Raw genomic sequence first — 19,183 nt, 5'->3', positions numbered from 1 at the left:
ACAGTAGCAAAGCGTTAAACGTTGCTTACCTGCAGGGCTGGGCGATCTCCGCGATCGCAAACGATGCTTAACCTGTTAAGGATATTCCATGAACAGCATAAAACTAGAATGGAAACGTGGTGACTGGGCGGCTTACTTCGGGCTGATGACCAACAACCTGACGAACCTGCTGACAATGATGGGGCTGCTCATTTTTGTCGTCGGGATCCCTACCGAAATTGTCTATGGTCGCATTGCGCCTGCCTTTGGTCTGGCGGTGCTGGTGGCCAGCGTCTGCTACGCCTGGTTTGGCCTGCAAATGGCAAAACACACCGGACGTAATGACGTAACGGCGCTGCCGTCCGGTCCCAGCGCACCGTCGATCTTTACCGTGACCTTCCTGGTGCTGATGCCGGTTTATCAGCAAACCAAAGATGCCAACTTCGCCATCCAGATAGCGCTGGTGTGGTGCTTTGTGGAAGCATTAATCCTGGTGGGCGGCTCCTTCCTTGGCGAGACCATCCGCAAGATGATCCCACGAACGGTACTGCTCTCTTGTTTATCCGGCCTGGGCCTGCTGCTGTTGGCGATGAACCCAATGCTGCAGGCATTTGAAGCGCCAACCGTTTCTTTCATCGTCCTGCTGCTGATCTTTATTAACTGGTTCGGTAAGAAGCCGATTTTTGCCCGTATTCCTACCGGTTTGCTGCTGCTGATTGCCGGGACGGCCCTGGCGTGGATCTCGGGTTTGCAAAGCCCGGAAGCGATTAAAGCGTCGATGTCTTCTTTTGGCTTTAACCCACCGGAAATTCATGTCGACAGCTTCCTGCAAGGTTTGCCGCACGCGCTGCCGTATCTGGCTTCTGCGGTTCCTCTGGGTCTGGCGAACTACATTTTCGACCTCGAGAACATTGAAAGTGCGCATGCCGCGGGCGATGAGTACAACACCCGTAAGGTCATGATGGCGAACGGTTTTGCTTCCATGCTCGGCTGCATGCTGGGCAACCCGTTCCCGGTGACTGTGTATGTCGGCCATGCGGGCTGGAAAGCGATGGGCGCCAGCATCGGCTATACCCTCGCTTCGGGGATCACTATGTTCCTGGTGCCGCTGTTTGGTCTGGGGGCGTTTATGCTCGCCATTATTCCGATGACTGCGATAGTGCCAATTTTGGTGTTTATCGGCGTGGTGACCGCCAACCAGGTGGTGCGAGAAACGCCCAAAGTCGAGGTTCCCGTTATCTTCATCTGCCTGTTCCCGTGGATCGCTAACTGGGCGCTAACCATCGTTAATAGCGTGATGGGCGCGGCCGGTACGTCAGCCGGTAAGCTCGGTAGCGACCTGCTGCACAGCAAAGGCGTCTATTACGACGGGCTGGTGCATCTGGGAAGCGGCGCGCCGCTGGCCAGCATGTTGTGGGGCTGTGTCGCCATCTTCGCCATTATGAATAAGCCGTTGCGTGGGGCGATTGCCGCTGCCTTTGGCGCCCTGCTGTCGCTGTTTGGTGTGATCCACTCCCCGGCGGTCGGCTTTGCAGAGGGCAGTTCGATGATGTTTGTGCTGGCCTACCTGATGATGAGCGGCATGTTTGTCCTCAAGCACGTGCTCGACAGTCGTGAAGTGGTGACTGCGCCTGAGCAACAACCGACGAAATCCACCTGAATCGTCTGCAAGCGGAAGATAACACTATGAAAGAACTTGTGGTCGTTGCCATTGGAGGCAACAGCATTATCAAAGATAACGCCAGCCAGTCGATTGAGCACCAGGCTGAAGCGGTGAAAGCGGTTGCGGACACGGTGCTGGAAATGTTGGCATCGGACTACAACATTGTGCTGACGCACGGTAACGGACCGCAGGTGGGACTGGATCTGCGGCGGGCGGAAATCGCACACGAGCGTGAAGGGTTGCCACTCACCCCGCTGGCAAACTGCGTTGCCGATACGCAGGGCGGTATTGGTTATCTGATCCAACAGGCGCTGAATAACCGTCTGGCGCGGCGCGGTGAGCAGAAGGCAGTTACGGTGGTCACGCAGGTGGAGGTCGACAAAAACGATCCGGGCTTCGCGAATCCAACCAAACCTATCGGCGCGTTCTTTAGTGCAGCCCAGCGCGATGAACTGCTGCGGGTCAATCCGGGCTGGCGTTTTGTGGAGGATTCCGGGCGCGGCTACCGTCGGGTGGTCGCTTCGCCAGAGCCGAAGCGCATCGTCGAAGCGGAGGCGATTAAGGCGCTAACCCGGCAAGGCTTTGTGGTGATTGGCGCGGGCGGCGGCGGGATCCCGGTGGTGCGTGGTGAGCAAGGTGATTACCAGAGCGTGGACGCGGTGATTGACAAAGATCTTTCCACTGCGCTGCTGGCCCAGGAGATTCACGCCGACATTCTGGTGATCACCACCGGCGTTGAGAAAGTGTGTATTCACTTTGGCAAACCTGAGCAGCAGGCGCTGGATACGGTGGATGTCGCCACGATGACCCGCTACATGCAGGAAGGACATTTCCCGCCGGGCAGCATGCTGCCGAAGATCGTTGCCAGTCTGGCGTTCCTGGCGCGCGGAGGTAAGCGGGTAATCATCACCACGCCGGAATGTCTGCCCGCCGCAATCCGCGGTGAAACGGGTACCCACATTGTCCATTCCTGAGAGGAGATGCGAATGAAAGAAAGTAACAGCCGCCGCGAATTTTTAAGCCAGAGCGGAAAAATGGTGACCGCTGCCGCGCTGTTTGGCGCAGTGGCTCCGGTCGCGTATGCTGCTAATCCTGTCGGGAACATCTGTGACACGAAGAGCACGATGACAATTAACGATAAACACTATTACCTGGACAACGTTCTGCTGGAAGCAGGGTTTGATTACGAAAACGCGGTGGTGGTACATACCCGTACCGCACTGCAAACCGTTGAAATCCAGGACGGGAAAATTGTTGCGCTGCGTGAGAATAAGCTGCATCCGGATGCGACGCTGCCGCACTACGATGCGGGTGGCAAGCTGATGCTGCCCGCCATGCGCGATATGCACATCCATCTGGATAAAACCTTTTATGGCGGTCCGTGGCGCTCACTGAACCGTCCGGCTGGCACCACTATTCAGGATATGATCCGCCTGGAACAAAAGCTGCTGCCTGAACTCCAGCCTTACACCCAGGAGCGCGCGGAAAAGCTTATCGATTTGCTGCAATCTAAAGGTACCTCGATTGCCCGCAGCCACTGCAACATAGAACCGGTTTCCGGGCTGAAAAACCTGGAAAACCTGCAGGCGGTGTTGGCGCGTCGCCAGCCGGGTTTTGCCTGTGAAATTGTGGCGTTTCCACAGCATGGCCTGCTGTTATCAAAATCTGAACCGCTGATGCGTGAAGCTATGCAGGCGGGGGCGCATTACGTCGGTGGTCTGGACCCAACCAGCGTCGACGGGGCGATGGAAAAATCCCTCGACACCATGTTCCAGATCGCGCTGGATTACGATAAAGGCGTGGATATTCATCTGCACGAAACCAGCCCGGCGGGCGTGGCGGCGGTGAATTACATGGTGGAAACGGTAGAGAAAACGCCGCAGTTGAAGGGCAAACTGACCATCAGTCACGCTTTCGCGCTGGCAACGCTGAACGAGCAGCAGGTTGACGCGCTGGCGACCCGTATGGCGGCGCAGCAGATTACCATTGCCTCGACGGTGCCGATTGGCACATTGCATATGCCGCTCAAACAGCTGCGTGACAAAGGCGTGGAGGTGATTACCGGGACCGACAGCGTGATTGACCACTGGTCGCCGTACGGGCTGGGAGACATGCTGGAGAAGGCGAATCTGTACGCGCAGCTCTATATTCGCCCCAACGAGCTTAACCTGTCGCGCGCGCTGTTTCTTGCCACCGGCGATGTGCTGCCGCTAAACGATAAAGGTGAACGCGTGTGGCCGAAAGCGAAGGATGAAGCCAGCTTTGTGCTGGTGGATGCCTCCTGTTCGGCGGAAGCGGTTGCCCGCATCTCCCCTCGCACCGCGACCTTCCATAAAGGGCAACTGGTGTGGGGGAATGTCGCCAGCTAATCTGGATTTACGCGCAGCGGCAATCGCTGCTGCGCGCTCCGCTCGTTAACCGACGATCCCCATATAGCCGTGAATCCCCATATATAAGCCGACCATGGCGATGAGCGCGCTGGAAAAATAGGGCGCTTTGCGTGCCAGCGTATTAAATCCACTCCAGCGTTTGGCCGCCTGCTGTACGCTGATTGCTGCACCCACTCCCACCGTCACCAACGTCAACGCCAGTCCGAGGCTGAAGCACAGCACCATAGTCGCGCCCAGCGTGAAGGCTTTGAGCTGGATGCAAATCAGCAGCACCGTAATGGCGGCAGGGCAGGGGATTAACCCGCCGGTCAGACCAAACAGTAATATTTGGCCGTTAGTGACCTCTTTACCGGCAAAGCGGCGCTGAATGTCGGTGGCATGCGCCCGTTCGTGGGCATCCTGATACTCTTTTGAACCCTCGCTCAGCCCTGCCAGCGCGGCATGGTCATGATCGTGGTGATGGTGGTGGTGCTCGCCGTCGTGATCGTGATGATGATCGTGGTGGTGATGATCATGATGTTGGTGTTCGTGGCCATGATCGTGATGCGTCTGGGCCAGCCAGCTCTGCTCTCCCTGCCGGGTTCGCCAGAACATCCAGAATGCGGTGCCGAGAATGATAATCGCCGAGACAAACTGCAGCCAAGGCTCAACGGCCTGAGCGGTAAACGCTTTGCTGATATACATCCCGCCGAGCGCGATCAACCACACCACTGCGGTATGCGACAGCGTTGCCGCCAACCCCAGCATCACTGCCTGTTTGATGGTGCCTTTAATGGCAATAATAAAAGCCGCCATCATCGTTTTCGAATGCCCCGGTTCCAGACCATGTAACACACCCAATAAAATCGCGCTGGGAATGAAAAACCAGGCGTTGCCTTGCTGAAGAAGCGTAGAAAACTCACCCATGAGAATGATTCTTAGTTGTTTAATTTCGCCCAATTCTACTCCCCCCCAGTATTAAATACTACCCCCCAGTAGAATGTCGATGGTATTGTCGCTACAGCCAGACGTTAAATAGGTAAAGTTATGTCACATACGATCCGCGACAAACAAAAGCTGAAAGCCCGAACCAGCAAGATTCAGGGGCAGGTAGCGGCGTTGAAAACCATGCTGGATGAACCGCATGAATGCGCGGCGGTATTGCAGCAAATAGCGGCGATCCGCGGTGCGGTAAACGGGTTAATGCGTGAGGTGATTAAAGGTCATCTGACCGAGCACATCGTGCATCAGGGCGATGAAATAAAGCGCGAAGAAGATTTGGACGTGGTGTTGAAAGTACTGGATTCGTACATCAAATAAGTCAGTTTAACGGCTCATCCACATACAGGAATGAGCCGTTAACTACACGTTCTAGCCAAAAAACATCACAGATACACACAGCAACCCGACAATCAAAGTGATCAGATTACCCACTGAACGGTACGGCTTCAGCGCCGGGATCAGATAGGTAGATAATGTCGGCATGATAAACAAAATCATGGCAATCAATGGCCCGCTTATCGCGTAAATCATTGAAATCGCATTAGGATTAATGCAGCAGATGATAAACGTAATGGCCGACACTAACATGATGGACAGGGCGCGGTTAAAGGCCCGGCTTTTCTTCACGCCCACCTGATGCAGCGACGTTTTTACCACTTCCGTTGCCCCTTCAATCACGCCAAAGTAGGTGCCGAGGAACGATTTTGACATCGCCACGACGGCGACGATAATCCCGGAAATTGACAGCCATGCCGGTGCGTTTGGCATCATCGATAACGCTGACAGAATGGTCACGCCTTCATTTTTCGCGTCTTCGATATAGTTTGTCGGAATCGAAAGCAAACAGCTGAAGACGAAAAACAGTACGCTCAGGCAGATGATGATGTAGGCGACCTTCATGATTTTTTTGCATTTACCCATGGCCTGCTCGCCATATTTCTCACGTCGGTCAATAGCGAACGTAGAGATAATTGGCGTATGGCTAAAAGCGAAAACCATCACGGGAATAGAGATCCAAACCTGATGAAGCGTGTGCTGATCGAAAGACATCTGGCCGGTGAGTAGCGTTGGCTGCCAGCTTCCGGTCAGGTAAAGCGAAAGGAACAAAAAGTAAGCAATCAGTGGGAATACCAGAAAGCCCATAACCCGAATGGTGGCTTGTCGGCCCATCAGAAAAATCAGGTTCAGCACCAGCACCACACCGAGACTGACCAGCATACGAACACGCAAATCGATAGTGATATGTTTTGCCAACTGTTCAGTGAGTGAATTGGTTATCGCTACGGCGTAGATCAGCACGACGACAAAGAAGGCAATAAAATAGAGGGTGGTGATCAGGTTGCCAATCTTCTTGCCGTAGTAATGGGTGACTGCACCGGTGATGCCTTCGCCAGCAGACGTTTTTGACGACAGGATAAACTGGCACAGCGCCTTGTGTGGCCAGTAGGTTAAAGGCCAGGCCACGAGGGCGGTGATAAACAGCACTACCGCGCCTGCTGAACCCAGCTGTATGGGGAGGAAGAGGGTTCCTGCACCGACGGCAGTCCCATATAGTGCGAAGCTCCAGAGAGTCTCTTCTTTTGACCAAATTTTCGACATTATTTGAACGTATCAACTATAAAATAAACAAAAAGAAGCGCAATTTACCACAAATGAGAGGGGCTGGGGGAAGTGTGAACAAGTGGGCTGGTGAATGGATGAATAGTCGGAATCAAGATAATTCCGACTATTTATTGAATTATCAGGCAGTAACACGCTGCTGGCGGCGCTTCATGACGCGCTCGCGTAATGTGTCATACGCCCAGTTATAGAACATGGTATACGGCAGGAAGAACAGGAAGAAACCTATTTCCAACGTGAATGCCTGAAGCAGGCTGACGTTCAACACATAGGCCACGATGCTCACCCCGATCACAATAAAGCCGCTCTCGAAGCCTAAGGCGTGAAAGGCGCGAACTTTCGCCGTACGTTTTACCCGATGCGACGGCCATAAGCGGTCAAACAGGGCGTTATAAATGATATTCCAGATCATTGCCGTGGTAGCCAGAATAATTGTCAGCCCGCCCATTTCCAGCACCGAGCGCTGCATCAGCCACGCGGTGGTTGGCGCAAGGATTGCGGTGGCAATGCCTTCAAAACAAACGGCGTGAAAAATACGCTCCACTAGTGAGCGGCGCTGGACTGTATCGTGTTGCATAACCTAAAACCTTCTTTGATGCCCGGATAACGGAATGGTGGCAATTTTATCGTTTTATGTGATATCTAAAAGATAGTATCCATCGATAAAGTAGATAGTTCATGCGTTACTCTCCTGAAGCATTAACGGCATTTGTAGAGACCGTTTCCTGCGGCTCATTTTCTGCCGCGGCCCGACGACTGCGTAAAAGCCAGTCCACCATCAGTACGGCTATTGCGCATCTGGAAGCCGATCTTGGTTTTGCGCTGTTTGACCGATCGTCCCGTCAGCCAACGCTGACCGAAGAAGGTAAGCGGGTGCTGGGCTATGTGCAGGCAATTTTGACGGCCAGCGAACGTCTCGATGAGGCGGCTATCTCGCTGTCGGGTGAAACGGAAGCGCGCCTGACCTTCGTACTTTCGGACACGCTGCACCCGGATGTGCTGGAAGAATTAATGGTGCAGTTTGACCGCAAGTTTCCGCATACCGAGTTTGAATGTCTGATTGGTGAAGATGAAGACGTGATCGATCTGCTGCAAAAAGGGCGCGCGCAGGTCGGGTTGATTGAGGCAAGAGAGGATTATCCGACCGACATGGGCGTGACGCGGCTGCCGATGCAATCCTGGATGGGGTTGTACGTTGCGGACTCGCATCCGCTGGCGTGTCAGGAAAAACTACAATGGGAACAACTCCACACCTGGCGCGAACTGCGTCTGAATACCTACCTGGAAAGCAGTACCAACGTGGTGCGCGGTCCTGTCTGGTCGGCGCCTAACTATTTGCTGTTGTTGAGTATGGCGGTTCAGGGATTCGGCTGGTGCGCGCTCCCTTGTGCACTGGTGGAAGAGTTTGCAGCGGAAAAACCGCTGGTTCAACTACATGTGCCCGGCTGGCCAAAGGCTATCTCTATCGATCTGTTGTGGAATAAGAAATCACCGCCAGGCGTGGCGGGAAGTTGGCTGCGCGATCATTTACAGCAGAGTGGCGTTCAGATGACCAATAAATGATACGAAATTCCTTTGTGATAAAAATCACCATTTTTAAACAACTTTGATAACTACTTTTAACAATCATCTACTATTGCGGTGTTATTTTGCGCTGAGGTAGTGATGAAAGAGGTTGTGATAGTCGGGGCGTTAAGGACACCGATCGGCTGTTTCCAGGGAACGCTGGCTCGCCACTCTGCCGTTGAGTTAGGCAGCATGGTGGTCAAGGCGTTGCTGGAACGCACGGGCGTGGATGTTCACGCCGTGGATGAAGTGATCCTTGGGCAGGTGCTTACCGCAGGTGCCGGGCAGAACCCGGCCCGTCAGTCCGCCATCAATGGTGGGCTACCTAATACCGTTTCCGCCATCACCATTAACGATGTTTGTGGTTCGGGGCTGAAAGCGCTGCATCTGGCGACCCAGGCTATTCAATGCGGCGAAGCCGACATTGTGATTGCCGGTGGACAGGAGAATATGAGCCGTGCGCCGCATGTCCTTACCGATAGCCGCACTGGCGCACAACTGGGGAACAGTCAACTGGTCGACAGCCTGGTGCATGATGGTCTGTGGGATGCTTTCAACGATTATCATATGGGCGTCACTGCAGAAAACCTCGCGCGGGAATACGGCATTAGCCGTGAATTACAGGATGCCTACGCGCTGCACTCGCAGCACAAGGCACGAATGGCCATCGATGCCGGACGATTTAAAGATGAAATCGTGCCGGTGGTGACCCAGCGTAATGGCCAATCATTCGTAGTGGATACCGATGAGCAACCGCGTACCGATGCCAGTGCGGAAGGGTTGGCGCGTCTGGATCCTACCTTTGATCGGCTCGGTTCGGTCACCGCGGGGAACGCCTCATCCATTAACGATGGCGCCGCCGCGGTGATGATGATGAGCGAGGCCAAAGCGCAGGAGCTGAATTTGCCGGTGCTGGCCCGCATTCGCGCGTTCGCCAGCGTCGGGGTCGATCCCGCGCTGATGGGGATTGCGCCAGTGTATGCGACGCGCCGCTGCCTTGAGCGTGTGGGCTGGCAACTGGCTGATGTTGATCTGATCGAAGCCAACGAAGCCTTCGCCGCGCAGGCCTTGTCCGTTGGGAAAATGCTGGAGTGGGATGAACGGCGGGTAAATGTGAACGGCGGCGCTATCGCGCTTGGCCATCCGATTGGCGCATCGGGTTGTCGTATACTGGTTTCGCTGGTGCATGAAATGGTGAAGCGTCGGGCGCACAAAGGGCTGGCAACGCTGTGTATCGGTGGTGGTCAAGGGGTGGCGCTCGCTATCGAACGAGACTAACGATCTTAGATTTCCCTTCTTAAACGCCTTTTTTGTGTGTTACCCCGGCATCTATAAAAAAGCCCTCCAACAGGAGGGCAAGGCCAGTTACAGAAACATACACTCTAAACGCCGTCAATATATCAAAACATTGTTTCATTTCATGTGATTGACTGCGCACTTTGTCAGCAAAGGTGTGCGAACATCGTATGTGCCCGGCTGTATTTTCAATGTCTTATCCCTGCCACTAATGATTATCTCTTTTGTGTTTTAATCTATCTAATTGTTTTAAATCATTTTATTTGAAATATTCCCACGATTTATATGCCCGAGCGTGATCGCAACTACACTTTTGATAATAAGATGCGGAAAAAGTGAAACAACGTTTCAGTTGTAATTGAAAACCCTATCCGGGAGGGATATCATGAGCGCATTAGATAAAACGGAACAGCGTTTTGCTATTCGTTAAAGCATTCACGGTCAATTTATCACTGGAGGTAAATGTGGACGTAAGACAAAGCATCCATAGTGCGCATGCCAAAACCCTCGACACTCAGGGGCTGCGTAATGAGTTTTTGGTCGAAGAAGTATTTGTCGCAGATGAATACACCATGGTTTACAGCCACATCGACCGTATTATTGTTGGCGGCATTATGCCGGTGGCCAAAACTGTCTCTGTAGGTGGCGAAGTCGGTAAACAACTGGGCGTAACCTATTTTCTTGAACGCCGTGAGCTGGGTGTGATTAACATCGGTGGTCCGGGCACGATTACCGTTGACGGTCAGTGCTATGAAATTGGTCATCGTGATGCGCTGTACGTCGGCAAAGGGGCAAAAGAAGTTGTGTTTGCCAGCGTTGATACGGCGAAACCGGCGAAGTTTTACTACAACTGCGCACCGGCCCACACGACTTATCCAACCAAAAAAGTCACGCCTGCTGACGTTGCGCCAGTGACGCTGGGCGATAACCTCACCAGTAATCGTCGCACCATCAACAAATATTTTGTACCGGATGTGCTGGAAACCTGCCAGCTGAGCATGGGCCTGACTGAGCTGGCGCCGGGCAACCTGTGGAACACCATGCCGTGCCATACCCATGAACGTCGTATGGAAGTCTACTTCTACTTCAACATGGAAGAAGATACCTGCGTCTTCCACATGATGGGACAGCCTCAGGAAACGCGTCATATTGTGATGCACAACGAGCAGGCGGTGATTTCCCCGAGCTGGTCTATTCACTCAGGCGTTGGCACAAAAGCTTATACGTTCATTTGGGGCATGGTTGGTGAAAACCAGGTCTTTGATGATATGGACCATGTCGCCGTCAAAGATCTGCGCTAGTTGCGGGCGACAGCCGTGCCTGCCTGCGGCAGGCATTATAAAAAATTAAGGATTTACAATGATTTTGAATGCATTCTCTCTTGAAGGTAAAGTCGCCGTTGTGACCGGTTGCGACACTGGCCTGGGTCAGGGTATGGCGCTGGGTCTGGCGGAAGCGGGTTGCGATATTGTCGGTATCAACATTGTTGAACCGACGGAAACCATCGAACGCGTGACCGCACTGGGTCGCCGTTTTTTAAGTCTGACCGCCGACCTGCGCCAAATTGATGGTATTCCAGCGCTGCTGGAGCGCGCAGTGGCAGAATTCGGCCATATCGATATTCTGGTCAACAATGCGGGCCTTATCCGTCGTGACGATGCGATCGACTTCAGCGAAAAAGACTGGGATGACGTGATGAACCTGAACATTAAGAGCGTATTCTTTATGTCTCAGGCTGCGGCGAAGCACTTTATCGCTCAGGGTAACGGCGGCAAAATTATCAATATCGCCTCTATGCTCTCTTTCCAGGGCGGTATTCGCGTTCCGTCTTACACCGCGTCTAAAAGCGGCGTAATGGGCGTCACCCGTCTGATGGCGAACGAGTGGGCAAAACATAACATCAACGTCAACGCGATTGCGCCGGGTTATATGGCGACCAACAACACTCAGCAGCTGCGTGCTGATGAGCAGCGTAGCGCAGAAATCCTCGATCGTATTCCGGCAGGACGTTGGGGACTGCCGAGCGACCTGATGGGGCCTGTCGTGTTCCTGGCGTCCAGCGCGTCTGACTATATTAACGGCTATACCGTTGCGGTAGACGGCGGCTGGCTGGCACGTTAATACATTTTTTGAATAACAAACCCTGTCATCTGGCAGGGTTTTTTTTGGTTTTAAGTTATTTTAATCCATATTCTGTCTATAAATTAATCCATACATAATTATATATGTATGAATTTGTAATGTTTAATCCTCTTTAATATCAATAAATTAAATTTAATTGAGTGGTTGTTGATAAATTTTAAAATTGGAATATCCATCACATAACGAGGTGGTGTAGCTATTTAATCCATGTTTTTGCCGTTTCCCGCCTGACGCTTCATGTAAGGGATCCCTTACTTTCAGGGACATGGTTTACTCTGTATCTGGCAGGAAAAAATGGTCTCAATAAATAATGATGCTGCTTTAGCGCCGCGCCCTGTGCGCGATACGCGACGTATGAATATGTTTGTCTCTATCTCTGCGGCTGTCGCAGGATTGTTATTCGGCCTGGATATTGGCGTGATAGCGGGCGCGTTGCCTTTCATTACCGATCACTTTGTCCTGACCAGCCGCCTGCAGGAGTGGGTGGTGAGCAGCATGATGCTGGGTGCGGCAATTGGCGCACTGTTTAATGGTTGGCTGTCATTCCGCCTGGGACGTAAATACAGTCTGATGGCGGGCGCGATCCTTTTTGTCGTCGGTTCTCTGGGATCGGCGTTGGCATCCAGCGTTGAAATGCTCATTTTTGCCCGCGTGGTGCTGGGCGTTGCTGTGGGTATCGCGTCTTACACCGCGCCGCTGTATCTCTCAGAAATGGCCAGTGAGAATGTGCGCGGTAAGATGATCAGTATGTACCAGCTGATGGTTACGCTGGGCATTGTGCTGGCCTTCTTATCCGATACGGCATTCAGCTACAGCGGTAACTGGCGCGCGATGCTGGGGGTGCTGGCGCTCCCGGCGGTGTTACTGATTATCCTGGTGGTTTTCCTGCCGAACAGTCCGCGCTGGCTGGCGGAAAAAGGTCGCCATATCGAAGCTGAAGAAGTATTGCGTATGCTGCGCGATACGTCAGAAAAAGCCCGCGATGAGCTGAACGAAATCCGTGAAAGCCTGAAGCTGAAGCAGGGCGGCTGGGCGCTATTTAAAATTAACCGTAACGTGCGTCGCGCGGTTTTCCTCGGAATGTTGTTGCAGGCGATGCAGCAGTTCACCGGGATGAATATCATCATGTACTACGCGCCGCGCATTTTTAAAATGGCGGGCTTTACCACCACCGAACAGCAGATGATTGCCACGCTGGTGGTTGGCTTAACGTTCATGTTCGCCACCTTTATTGCCGTTTTCACGGTCGACAAAGCGGGGCGTAAACCGGCGCTTAAAATTGGTTTCAGCGTGATGGCCATTGGGACGCTGGTACTCGGCTATTGCCTGATGCAGTTTGATAACGGCACGGCTTCCAGTGGCCTTTCCTGGCTGTCAGTCGGTATGACCATGATGTGCATTGCAGGTTACGCGATGAGCGCCGCGCCAGTGGTGTGGATCCTGTGTTCGGAAATTCAGCCGCTGAAATGCCGTGATTTTGGTATTACCTGCTCGACCACCACCAACTGGGTGTCGAACATGATCATTGGCGCCACGTTCCTGACGCTGCTCGACAGCATTGGCGCGGCGGGTACGTTCTGGCTGTATACCGCGTTGAACGTCGCTTTTATCGGTATTACATTCTGGCTTATCCCAGAAACCAAAAACGTCACGCTGGAACACATCGAGCGCAAGCTGATGTCGGGTGAGAAGCTAAGAAATATTGGGGTGTAAGCCAGACATACGTGCCGGATGCGGCTCTGCCTTATCCGGCCTACGAATTAAGTCTCGTTCTGGCCGGGTAAGCGCAAGCGTTACTCGGCATTTTTTTTGAACACATTACCCGTGCAGAAAATCGTCGCGCATCGGGGTGAACGTATCGAGTAATGTTCCTGCTTTTAAGCAGACGCAGCCATGCATAATGTTAGGCTGTTTATACAGGGTGTCGCCTGCAGAAACGACATGCTTTTCTTCCCCAATCGTAAATTCAAACTCACCGGATAAAACGTAAGTCAGCTGTTCATGCGGATGGTTGTGCAGCGGACCAATCGCTCCCTGCTCGAAGTTCACCTCAACCGCCATCATTTTACCGTCGTGAGCCAGAATGCGACGGGTAACGCCATTGCCCAGATCTTCAAGCGTGGTCTCTTTATGAAAAATAAACATCCGGCATTCCTGTAAGTTAATGAAACACTGTTTCATTAAATTTATACCAGCAAAGTATAAAAACAAATGCACACCAACAAATGTGGAAAGTTGATCACATCTTTGGTTCACTGGAGAGATAACAACGAATGAGGGGAAGCGATGAAGACGATCGGTCTGTTAGGCGGTATGAGCTGGGAATCCACCATTCCTTATTATCGACTCATTAATGAAGGGGTAAAACAGCGTCTGGGTGGCCTGCATTCAGCACAGATTCTGTTGCACAGCGTAGATTTTCATGAGATTGAAGCCTGTCAGTCCAGCGGCGACTGGCTGCGGGCCGGGCAGATCCTCGCGCAGGCCGCCAGAGGGCTACAGGAGGCGGGTGCTGAGGGAATCGTGTTGTGTACCAACACGATGCACAAGGTTGCTGAGGCGATTGCAACCGCCTGTGATGTACCGTTCCTGCATATTGCTGATGCCACTGGCCGCGCCATACAAAAGCAGCAGATGAGCAACGTGGCGCTGCTGGGTACGCGCTACACCATGGAGCAGGATTTTTACCGTGGGCGCTTACAGGCTGAATTTGGCATTAGTACACTTATTCCTGACGTTAACGACCGGCAAAAAATAAACCAGATTATTTTCGATGAGCTGTGCCTCGGCGAATTCAATGAAACGTCCCGCGATTATTATCTCAGTGTGATTGCTCAACTGGCTAAGCAGGGCGCGCAAGGGGTAATTTTTGGCTGTACCGAGATTGGTCTGTTGGTGCCAGCCGAGCTAAGCCCACTACCGGTTTTCGACACTGCGGCTATCCATGCGCAAGATGCGGTGGAGTTTATGCTTTCGTCTGTGGATGCAAAATAGCGTTCAGCGGATCGATAAGCCTCGGGAGATGGGTTTGCAGATGCGCACTAAAAGCATCGACCAACGCCGAGGCGGGGCGATGAAGCGGGTGAATCAGGCTGACCGTAAACGGTACCGAAATACTGAAGCGGCGGATAACGATCCCGCTACTGGCGTAATCCAGCGCCGTTAAGGGATTGACCACCGAGATCCCTACGCCCGCCCGTATCATTGCACAAATTGAAGCGGCGCTATGGGTTTCTATTACCATGCGACGTTTCACCTGATGCTCATTAAACAGGGTATCCAGAAGCTGACGGTAACTGTCGGTCCGCGACAGGCTGATGTAGTTTTCGCCCTGAAAATCCTGGGGGGTGAGCACGGATTTCTCGGCCAGCGGATGTCCCTGTGGCAGCACGCATACTTCATCCAGCGCCAGCAATTCTGTACGTTTAGTGCCGGCGGGAGTATGCAGGGTTTCTGTGATCCCCAGATCGTGGCGCTGCGCCGACAGCCACTCTTCCAGCAACGGTGACTCTTGCGGCACTATCTGAATATTGACCTGCGGGTAGCGTGCGAGGAATGGCTGCAGCAACGGTGGTAAAAAAGACTGTGAGAACACCGGCAGGCAGACAATCGATAATTCGCCCTGACGAAATTCGCGCAGGCTTTCAGCGGCGCTCACAATCCTGTCCAGGCCATACCAGGAACGTTGCACTTCTTCAAACAGACGTAACCCTTGCACGGTCGGATGCAATCTGCCACGCGAACGTTCGAACAGCGTTAATCCCAGCACTTTCTCGAATCGGGCCAGTTCCCGACTGACGGTCGGCTGCGAGGTATGTAGCATCCGCGCGGCTTCCGTCAGATTACCTGCGGTCATGATGGCATGAAAAATTTCAATATGGCGCAGGTTAACGGCGGGCATGAGTAATCCTCGAATGATGTAAGCCATATCATTTTTGCATAGACTCACGATAAAACGATATTTTTTATTCTTTCTGGCCTGTGGCGTAATCATAAAAAAGCCAATACCGGAGCACATCATGCCACGCCCACTCAACAGCACTGATACCGATCTCACCGCCGCCAACCTGCTACGCCTGCCCGCTGAATTTGGCTGCCCGGTGTGGGTGTATGATGCACAGATTATCCGCGCGCAGATTGCCAAACTGAGCCAGTTTGACGTGGTGCGTTTTGCCCAGAAGGCATGCTCAAATATTCATATTCTGCGCCTGATGCGCGAGCAGGGCGTGAAGGTCGATTCCGTCTCGCTGGGCGAAATTGAACGCGCGCTGGCGGCGGGCTTTGAGCCGGGACAAGATGAGATAGTCTTTACCGCCGATATGATCGATGACGCGACGCTCGCCCGGGTGCATGAATTGAGCATTCCGGTAAATGCTGGATCGGTGGATATGCTGGAACAACTGGGTCAGCTTTCGCCGGGCCATCGCGTGTGGCTGCGCGTGAATCCTGGTTTTGGTCATGGACACAGTCAAAAAACCAACACCGGCGGCGAGAACAGCAAGCACGGTATCTGGTACAGCGATCTACCGGCGGCGCTGGAAGTGATCCAGCGCTATCAGTTGAAGTTGGTGGGTATTCATATGCATATTGGATCCGGCGTGGACTACGGCCATCTGGAACAGGTATGCGGCGCGATGGTGCGTCAGGTTGTCGAGTTTGGTCAGGATCTGGAGGCGATCTCCGCGGGCGGCGGGCTGTCGATCCCGTATCGTGAGGGCGAAGAGGCGATCGATACCGATCATTACTTTGGGTTATGGAACGCCGCGCGCGATCAAATTGCGCGTCATCTGGGTCACGCTGTCAAACTGGAGATCGAACCGGGCCGTTTTCTGGTCGCGGAAGCTGGCGTGCTGGTGGCGCAGGTGCGCAGCGTAAAAGCGATGGGCAGCCGTCACTTTGTGCTGATTGACGTAGGCTTCAACGATTTGATGCGCCCGGCGATGTACGGTAGCTATCACCATATTTCCGCGCTGGCGGGAGATGGTCGTTCGCTGGAGCAAGCCGTGCAAATAGAAACCGTAGTGGCCGGGCCGCTGTGTGAGTCCGGCGACGTCTTTACCCAGCAGGAAGGCGGAAATGTGGAAACCCGTCTGTTGCCAGCGGTAGTGCCGGGGGATTATCTGGTGCTGCACGACACCGGGGCGTACGGCGCGTCAATGTCGTCAAATTACAATAGCCGTCCGCTGCTGCCGGAGGTGTTGTTTGATAATGGTGTGGCGCGACTGATCCGTCGTCGCCAGACGATTGATGAGCTACTGGCGCTGGAGTTAATCTGAATATAGCGTTGTGAAACGGCGGATGGCGCTTGCGCCATCCGGCACTATTCGTAATACGGACCCGTTGTCACCGATTCCCGCAACACTAGTTTGCCGGTAAACGGTGGGATCGGCTCTACGCTCTCACCGTTGGCCAGACGGATAGCCTGGTCAATTGCCGTTGTTATCATGGCGTCAATCGGCAGATAAACGGTAGAAAGCCCCGGTTCCAGCCATTTGGCGCTGGGCGCATCATCAAAACCAAACAGCGAGACGTCCGTTGGGATCTTCAGGCCAGCCTGATGCAACGCTTTTGATGCACCTAATGCCATGTCATCGTTACAGGCGAACAGGGCGCTGAATGTCACCCCTTCCTCCAGCAGTTCACGGCAGGCTTCATAGCCTCGCGTCATTGTGGAGTCGCCGTATTTGACCTTGTCGGGATCCCAGGGAATACCGTTTTTTTCCAGCGCCTTACGATATCCCATCAAACGTGATTTACCGGTAGGGGTATGGCCCGGCACGGTGATGCAGGCAATATCGTTATGCCCCTGGGAGATCAGATAATTGACCGCCTGGAACGCGGCTTCTTCCTGTTCAAAGAAAATCGCGCGATCGCGGGCCTGACTGACATCACGGTTAATGACCAGCAACGGCATAGCAATGCTGTTCATTAGCGACATAATCGCCTGTTCACTCATATAACGGGTATAGAGAATAATGGCATCACACTGCCTGTCGGCCAGCATTTGCACGGCTTCCTGTTCACGCTCCGGCGTGTCGTGGCCGTCGGTGACGATCAACTGCTTACCGTGAGATTCCGTCTGGCGCGAAGCCTGTTGCAGCAGGCGTCCAAAGTAGAATCCATCAAACGTGGAAACCACCAGGCCAATGCTGTTGCTGGTACGGTTCGCCAAAGAGCGCGCTAAAAAATTGGGTCGATAATCAAGTGCCTGCATGGCCTTAAACACTTTCTGGCGCGTACTCTCTTTTACCTGACCCGTACCATTCAGCACGCGCGAAACGGTCGCTTTTGAGACGCCAGCGTGTCGTGAAACGTCCAACATCGTGGTCATGACGCTATCCTGGTTAATCGTTTGACGAAGAATTGCCCGGCTCTGTCAGCGTCGAAACGGAATGGCGGCGCACCAGAGTTGGGTTAAATACGTGGGTGATTTCAGGCGTGGGTCGCTTTTCCGCCAGCGCCAGCGCCAGTTCAGCGGCCTGGGTTGCCATCGTCACTATCGGATAGCGTACCGTGGTCAGACGTGGACGCACATAGCGGGAAACCAGCACATCATCGAAGCCGATCAGGGAAATTTCGCCTGGTACATCAATGCCGTTATCATTTAACACGCCCATCGCGCCAGCCGCCATGGAGTCGTTATAGCAGGCTACTGCCGTGAAGTTTTTGCCACGGCCAAGCAACTCGGTCATGGCCTGCTCACCGCCGCTCTCATCTGGTTCGCCAAAGGTCACCAGCCGATCGTTAATCGGTATATTGCTCTCCGTCAGCGCATCGTAATAGCCTTGCAGGCGATCCTCCGCATCTGAAATAGTGTGATTGGAGCACAGATAACCGATACGCGTATGGCCCTGCTGAATAAGGTGTCGGGTAGCCAACCACGCGCCGAAGCGGTCATCAAGGGCAACACAGCGTTGTTCGAATCCCGGCAGAATTCGGTTGATCAATACCATGCCGGGGATTTGCTTCATTAATGAAGCGAGGTCTGCATCCGGGATGATTTTGGCGTGGACAACAAGCGCAGCGCAGCGGTGGCGAATGAGCTGTTCAATCGCCTGACGTTCCTTCTGTTCATTATGGTAGCCGTTGCCGATCAGTAAAAAATTACCGGTGTTATAGGCCACCTGCTCGACAGCTTTAACCATTGCCCCAAAAAATGGATCTGACACATCACCAACCACCAGTCCGATGGTTTCGGTAGATTGTTGCGCCAGCGCACGCGCGTTGGCGTTGGGGTGGTAGCTGAGTGATTCCATTGCACTCGTTACGGCCAGACGCGATGCTTCGCTGGCTTTGGGGGAGTCATTAATCACTCGAGAAACGGTGGCGACTGATACACCAGCTAGTCGGGCTACATCCTTTATGGTCGCCATGATAGTACCTGTTGTGGGTAAACGCTTACATTGTGTCAGTGTTACGGAAAATGGCTGGCTGTTCAAGCAGATTGCCTGTCAGGACGTCGCAAATGTGAGCGCGCACGAGCGAAGTAAGACAAAAAATAGAAAACGCTAATTTTTACTTACACTTTGCGATGTGCTGTTGCGAT

General features: G+C 53.3%; 18 protein-coding genes. 11 read left to right on the top strand and 7 right to left on the bottom strand.

Annotation, left to right across the window (positions count from 1 at the left end):
• Positions 1–88: 88 nt before the first annotated feature.
• From FDX11_RS08230 to FDX11_RS08220, 3 genes are read left to right on the top strand one after another with little or no spacing between them, the layout of a single operon-like run.
• Positions 89–1,639 carry a xanthine permease gene (locus tag FDX11_RS08230; RefSeq protein WP_137397742.1) on the top strand — a complete coding sequence of 517 codons (1,551 nt, stop codon included), beginning with the start codon at positions 89–91 and terminating at the stop codon, positions 1,637–1,639.
• A 26-nt stretch (positions 1,640–1,665) separates the two neighbouring features.
• The gene (locus FDX11_RS08225; protein ID WP_137397741.1) at positions 1,666–2,616 is read left to right on the top strand and encodes a carbamate kinase family protein; all 951 of its coding nucleotides are present in this window, start codon (positions 1,666–1,668) and stop codon (positions 2,614–2,616) included.
• A 12-nt stretch (positions 2,617–2,628) separates the two neighbouring features.
• Positions 2,629–4,011 carry an amidohydrolase family protein gene (locus tag FDX11_RS08220; RefSeq protein WP_137397740.1) on the top strand — a complete coding sequence of 461 codons (1,383 nt, stop codon included), beginning with the start codon at positions 2,629–2,631 and terminating at the stop codon, positions 4,009–4,011.
• Between the two features lie 45 nt (positions 4,012–4,056).
• On the opposite strand, the gene FDX11_RS08215 is transcribed toward FDX11_RS08220, so the two are convergent.
• Complete coding sequence (locus FDX11_RS08215) at positions 4,057–4,938, bottom strand: nickel/cobalt efflux protein RcnA (RefSeq protein WP_137361281.1); 882 nt, start codon at positions 4,936–4,938, stop codon at positions 4,057–4,059.
• A 120-nt stretch (positions 4,939–5,058) separates the two neighbouring features.
• On the opposite strand from FDX11_RS08215, the gene rcnR reads away from it, so the two are divergent.
• Entirely contained in the window at positions 5,059–5,331 is a 273-nt protein-coding gene (gene rcnR, locus FDX11_RS08210) for a Ni(II)/Co(II)-binding transcriptional repressor RcnR (RefSeq protein ID WP_003825567.1), read from the top strand.
• A gap of 51 nt (positions 5,332–5,382) precedes the next feature.
• Here rcnR and FDX11_RS08205 read toward each other — a convergent pair whose 3' ends face one another.
• Both FDX11_RS08205 and FDX11_RS08200 read right to left on the bottom strand, forming a co-directional pair.
• Complete coding sequence (locus tag FDX11_RS08205) at positions 5,383–6,612, bottom strand: amino acid permease (protein ID WP_061382393.1); 1,230 nt, start codon at positions 6,610–6,612, stop codon at positions 5,383–5,385.
• Between the two features lie 142 nt (positions 6,613–6,754).
• Positions 6,755–7,210 carry a multidrug/biocide efflux PACE transporter gene (locus tag FDX11_RS08200; protein ID WP_006686934.1) on the bottom strand — a complete coding sequence of 152 codons (456 nt, stop codon included), beginning with the start codon at positions 7,208–7,210 and terminating at the stop codon, positions 6,755–6,757.
• A gap of 101 nt (positions 7,211–7,311) precedes the next feature.
• Between FDX11_RS08200 and FDX11_RS08195 the strand changes: the two genes are divergently transcribed.
• The 5 genes from FDX11_RS08195 (at position 7,312) to araE (ending at position 13,350) form a co-directional block, all read left to right on the top strand.
• Positions 7,312–8,196: a LysR family transcriptional regulator gene (locus FDX11_RS08195; RefSeq protein ID WP_079226043.1), complete on the top strand. Its 885-nt coding sequence runs from the start codon at positions 7,312–7,314 to the stop codon at positions 8,194–8,196.
• A gap of 102 nt (positions 8,197–8,298) precedes the next feature.
• Complete coding sequence (locus FDX11_RS08190) at positions 8,299–9,477, top strand: acetyl-CoA C-acetyltransferase (protein ID WP_032944867.1); 1,179 nt, start codon at positions 8,299–8,301, stop codon at positions 9,475–9,477.
• A 482-nt stretch (positions 9,478–9,959) separates the two neighbouring features.
• The gene (kduI, locus tag FDX11_RS08185; protein WP_042310807.1) at positions 9,960–10,796 is read left to right on the top strand and encodes a 5-dehydro-4-deoxy-D-glucuronate isomerase; all 837 of its coding nucleotides are present in this window, start codon (positions 9,960–9,962) and stop codon (positions 10,794–10,796) included.
• A 58-nt stretch (positions 10,797–10,854) separates the two neighbouring features.
• Positions 10,855–11,616, top strand: coding sequence for a 2-dehydro-3-deoxy-D-gluconate 5-dehydrogenase KduD (gene kduD, locus FDX11_RS08180; RefSeq protein ID WP_003033923.1), 762 nt, complete (start codon positions 10,855–10,857; stop codon positions 11,614–11,616).
• A 315-nt stretch (positions 11,617–11,931) separates the two neighbouring features.
• A complete protein-coding gene (gene araE, locus FDX11_RS08175; RefSeq protein WP_042310805.1) occupies positions 11,932–13,350 on the top strand; it encodes an arabinose-proton symporter AraE in 1,419 nt (472 codons plus the stop codon).
• Positions 13,351–13,455: 105 nt separating this feature from the next.
• Here araE and FDX11_RS08170 read toward each other — a convergent pair whose 3' ends face one another.
• Positions 13,456–13,782, bottom strand: a complete 327-nt coding sequence (locus tag FDX11_RS08170) for a cupin domain-containing protein (protein WP_038633354.1) — start codon at positions 13,780–13,782, stop codon at positions 13,456–13,458.
• Between the two features lie 141 nt (positions 13,783–13,923).
• Here FDX11_RS08170 and FDX11_RS08165 point away from each other — a divergent pair, with 141 nt between their 5' ends.
• Positions 13,924–14,631 carry an aspartate/glutamate racemase gene (locus FDX11_RS08165; protein WP_042310799.1) on the top strand — a complete coding sequence of 236 codons (708 nt, stop codon included), beginning with the start codon at positions 13,924–13,926 and terminating at the stop codon, positions 14,629–14,631.
• Here FDX11_RS08165 and FDX11_RS08160 read toward each other — a convergent pair.
• Positions 14,603–15,538 (bottom strand): LysR family transcriptional regulator, encoded by a 936-nt coding sequence (locus FDX11_RS08160; protein WP_137397739.1) that lies wholly within the window; start codon positions 15,536–15,538, stop codon positions 14,603–14,605. The two genes, FDX11_RS08165 and FDX11_RS08160, sit on opposite strands and share 29 nt — an antisense overlap.
• A gap of 118 nt (positions 15,539–15,656) precedes the next feature.
• On the opposite strand from FDX11_RS08160, the gene lysA reads away from it, so the two are divergent.
• Entirely contained in the window at positions 15,657–16,913 is a 1,257-nt protein-coding gene (gene lysA / locus FDX11_RS08155; RefSeq protein ID WP_137397738.1) for a diaminopimelate decarboxylase, read from the top strand.
• A 44-nt stretch (positions 16,914–16,957) separates the two neighbouring features.
• Here lysA and FDX11_RS08150 read toward each other — a convergent pair whose 3' ends face one another.
• Entirely contained in the window at positions 16,958–17,968 is a 1,011-nt protein-coding gene (locus tag FDX11_RS08150) for a LacI family DNA-binding transcriptional regulator (protein WP_042310796.1), read from the bottom strand.
• Between the two features lie 13 nt (positions 17,969–17,981).
• Positions 17,982–19,010, bottom strand: a complete 1,029-nt coding sequence (gene galR / locus FDX11_RS08145; protein WP_042310793.1) for an HTH-type transcriptional regulator GalR — start codon at positions 19,008–19,010, stop codon at positions 17,982–17,984.
• Positions 19,011–19,183 lie beyond the last annotated feature (173 nt).

Source organism: Citrobacter sp. wls714 (genome assembly GCF_005281025.1).
GTDB classification, from domain to species: Bacteria; Pseudomonadota; Gammaproteobacteria; order Enterobacterales; family Enterobacteriaceae; genus Citrobacter; species Citrobacter werkmanii.
Note: the sequence above shows the minus strand (reverse complement) of the source record. Positions and strands in the feature narration are given on the sequence as shown.

Bases quoted from the DNA above. Each gene is read 5' to 3' on its own strand.
- FDX11_RS08230 (WP_137397742.1), top strand. From the start codon at position 89: ATGAACAGCATAAAACTAGAATGGAAACGTGGTGACTGGGCGGCTTAC.
- FDX11_RS08225 (WP_137397741.1), top strand. From the start codon at position 1,666: ATGAAAGAACTTGTGGTCGTTGCCATTGGAGGCAACAGCATTATCAAA.
- FDX11_RS08220 (WP_137397740.1), top strand. From the start codon at position 2,629: ATGAAAGAAAGTAACAGCCGCCGCGAATTTTTAAGCCAGAGCGGAAAA.
- FDX11_RS08215 (WP_137361281.1), bottom strand. From the start codon at position 4,938: ATGGGTGAGTTTTCTACGCTTCTTCAGCAAGGCAACGCCTGGTTTTTC.
- rcnR (WP_003825567.1), top strand. From the start codon at position 5,059: ATGTCACATACGATCCGCGACAAACAAAAGCTGAAAGCCCGAACCAGC.
- FDX11_RS08205 (WP_061382393.1), bottom strand. From the start codon at position 6,612: ATGTCGAAAATTTGGTCAAAAGAAGAGACTCTCTGGAGCTTCGCACTA.
- FDX11_RS08200 (WP_006686934.1), bottom strand. From the start codon at position 7,210: ATGCAACACGATACAGTCCAGCGCCGCTCACTAGTGGAGCGTATTTTT.
- FDX11_RS08195 (WP_079226043.1), top strand. From the start codon at position 7,312: ATGCGTTACTCTCCTGAAGCATTAACGGCATTTGTAGAGACCGTTTCC.
- FDX11_RS08190 (WP_032944867.1), top strand. From the start codon at position 8,299: ATGAAAGAGGTTGTGATAGTCGGGGCGTTAAGGACACCGATCGGCTGT.
- kduD (WP_003033923.1), top strand. From the start codon at position 10,855: ATGATTTTGAATGCATTCTCTCTTGAAGGTAAAGTCGCCGTTGTGACC.
- araE (WP_042310805.1), top strand. From the start codon at position 11,932: ATGGTCTCAATAAATAATGATGCTGCTTTAGCGCCGCGCCCTGTGCGC.
- FDX11_RS08170 (WP_038633354.1), bottom strand. From the start codon at position 13,782: ATGTTTATTTTTCATAAAGAGACCACGCTTGAAGATCTGGGCAATGGC.
- FDX11_RS08165 (WP_042310799.1), top strand. From the start codon at position 13,924: ATGAAGACGATCGGTCTGTTAGGCGGTATGAGCTGGGAATCCACCATT.
- FDX11_RS08160 (WP_137397739.1), bottom strand. From the start codon at position 15,538: ATGCCCGCCGTTAACCTGCGCCATATTGAAATTTTTCATGCCATCATG.
- lysA (WP_137397738.1), top strand. From the start codon at position 15,657: ATGCCACGCCCACTCAACAGCACTGATACCGATCTCACCGCCGCCAAC.
- FDX11_RS08150 (WP_042310796.1), bottom strand. From the start codon at position 17,968: ATGACCACGATGTTGGACGTTTCACGACACGCTGGCGTCTCAAAAGCG.
- galR (WP_042310793.1), bottom strand. From the start codon at position 19,010: ATGGCGACCATAAAGGATGTAGCCCGACTAGCTGGTGTATCAGTCGCC.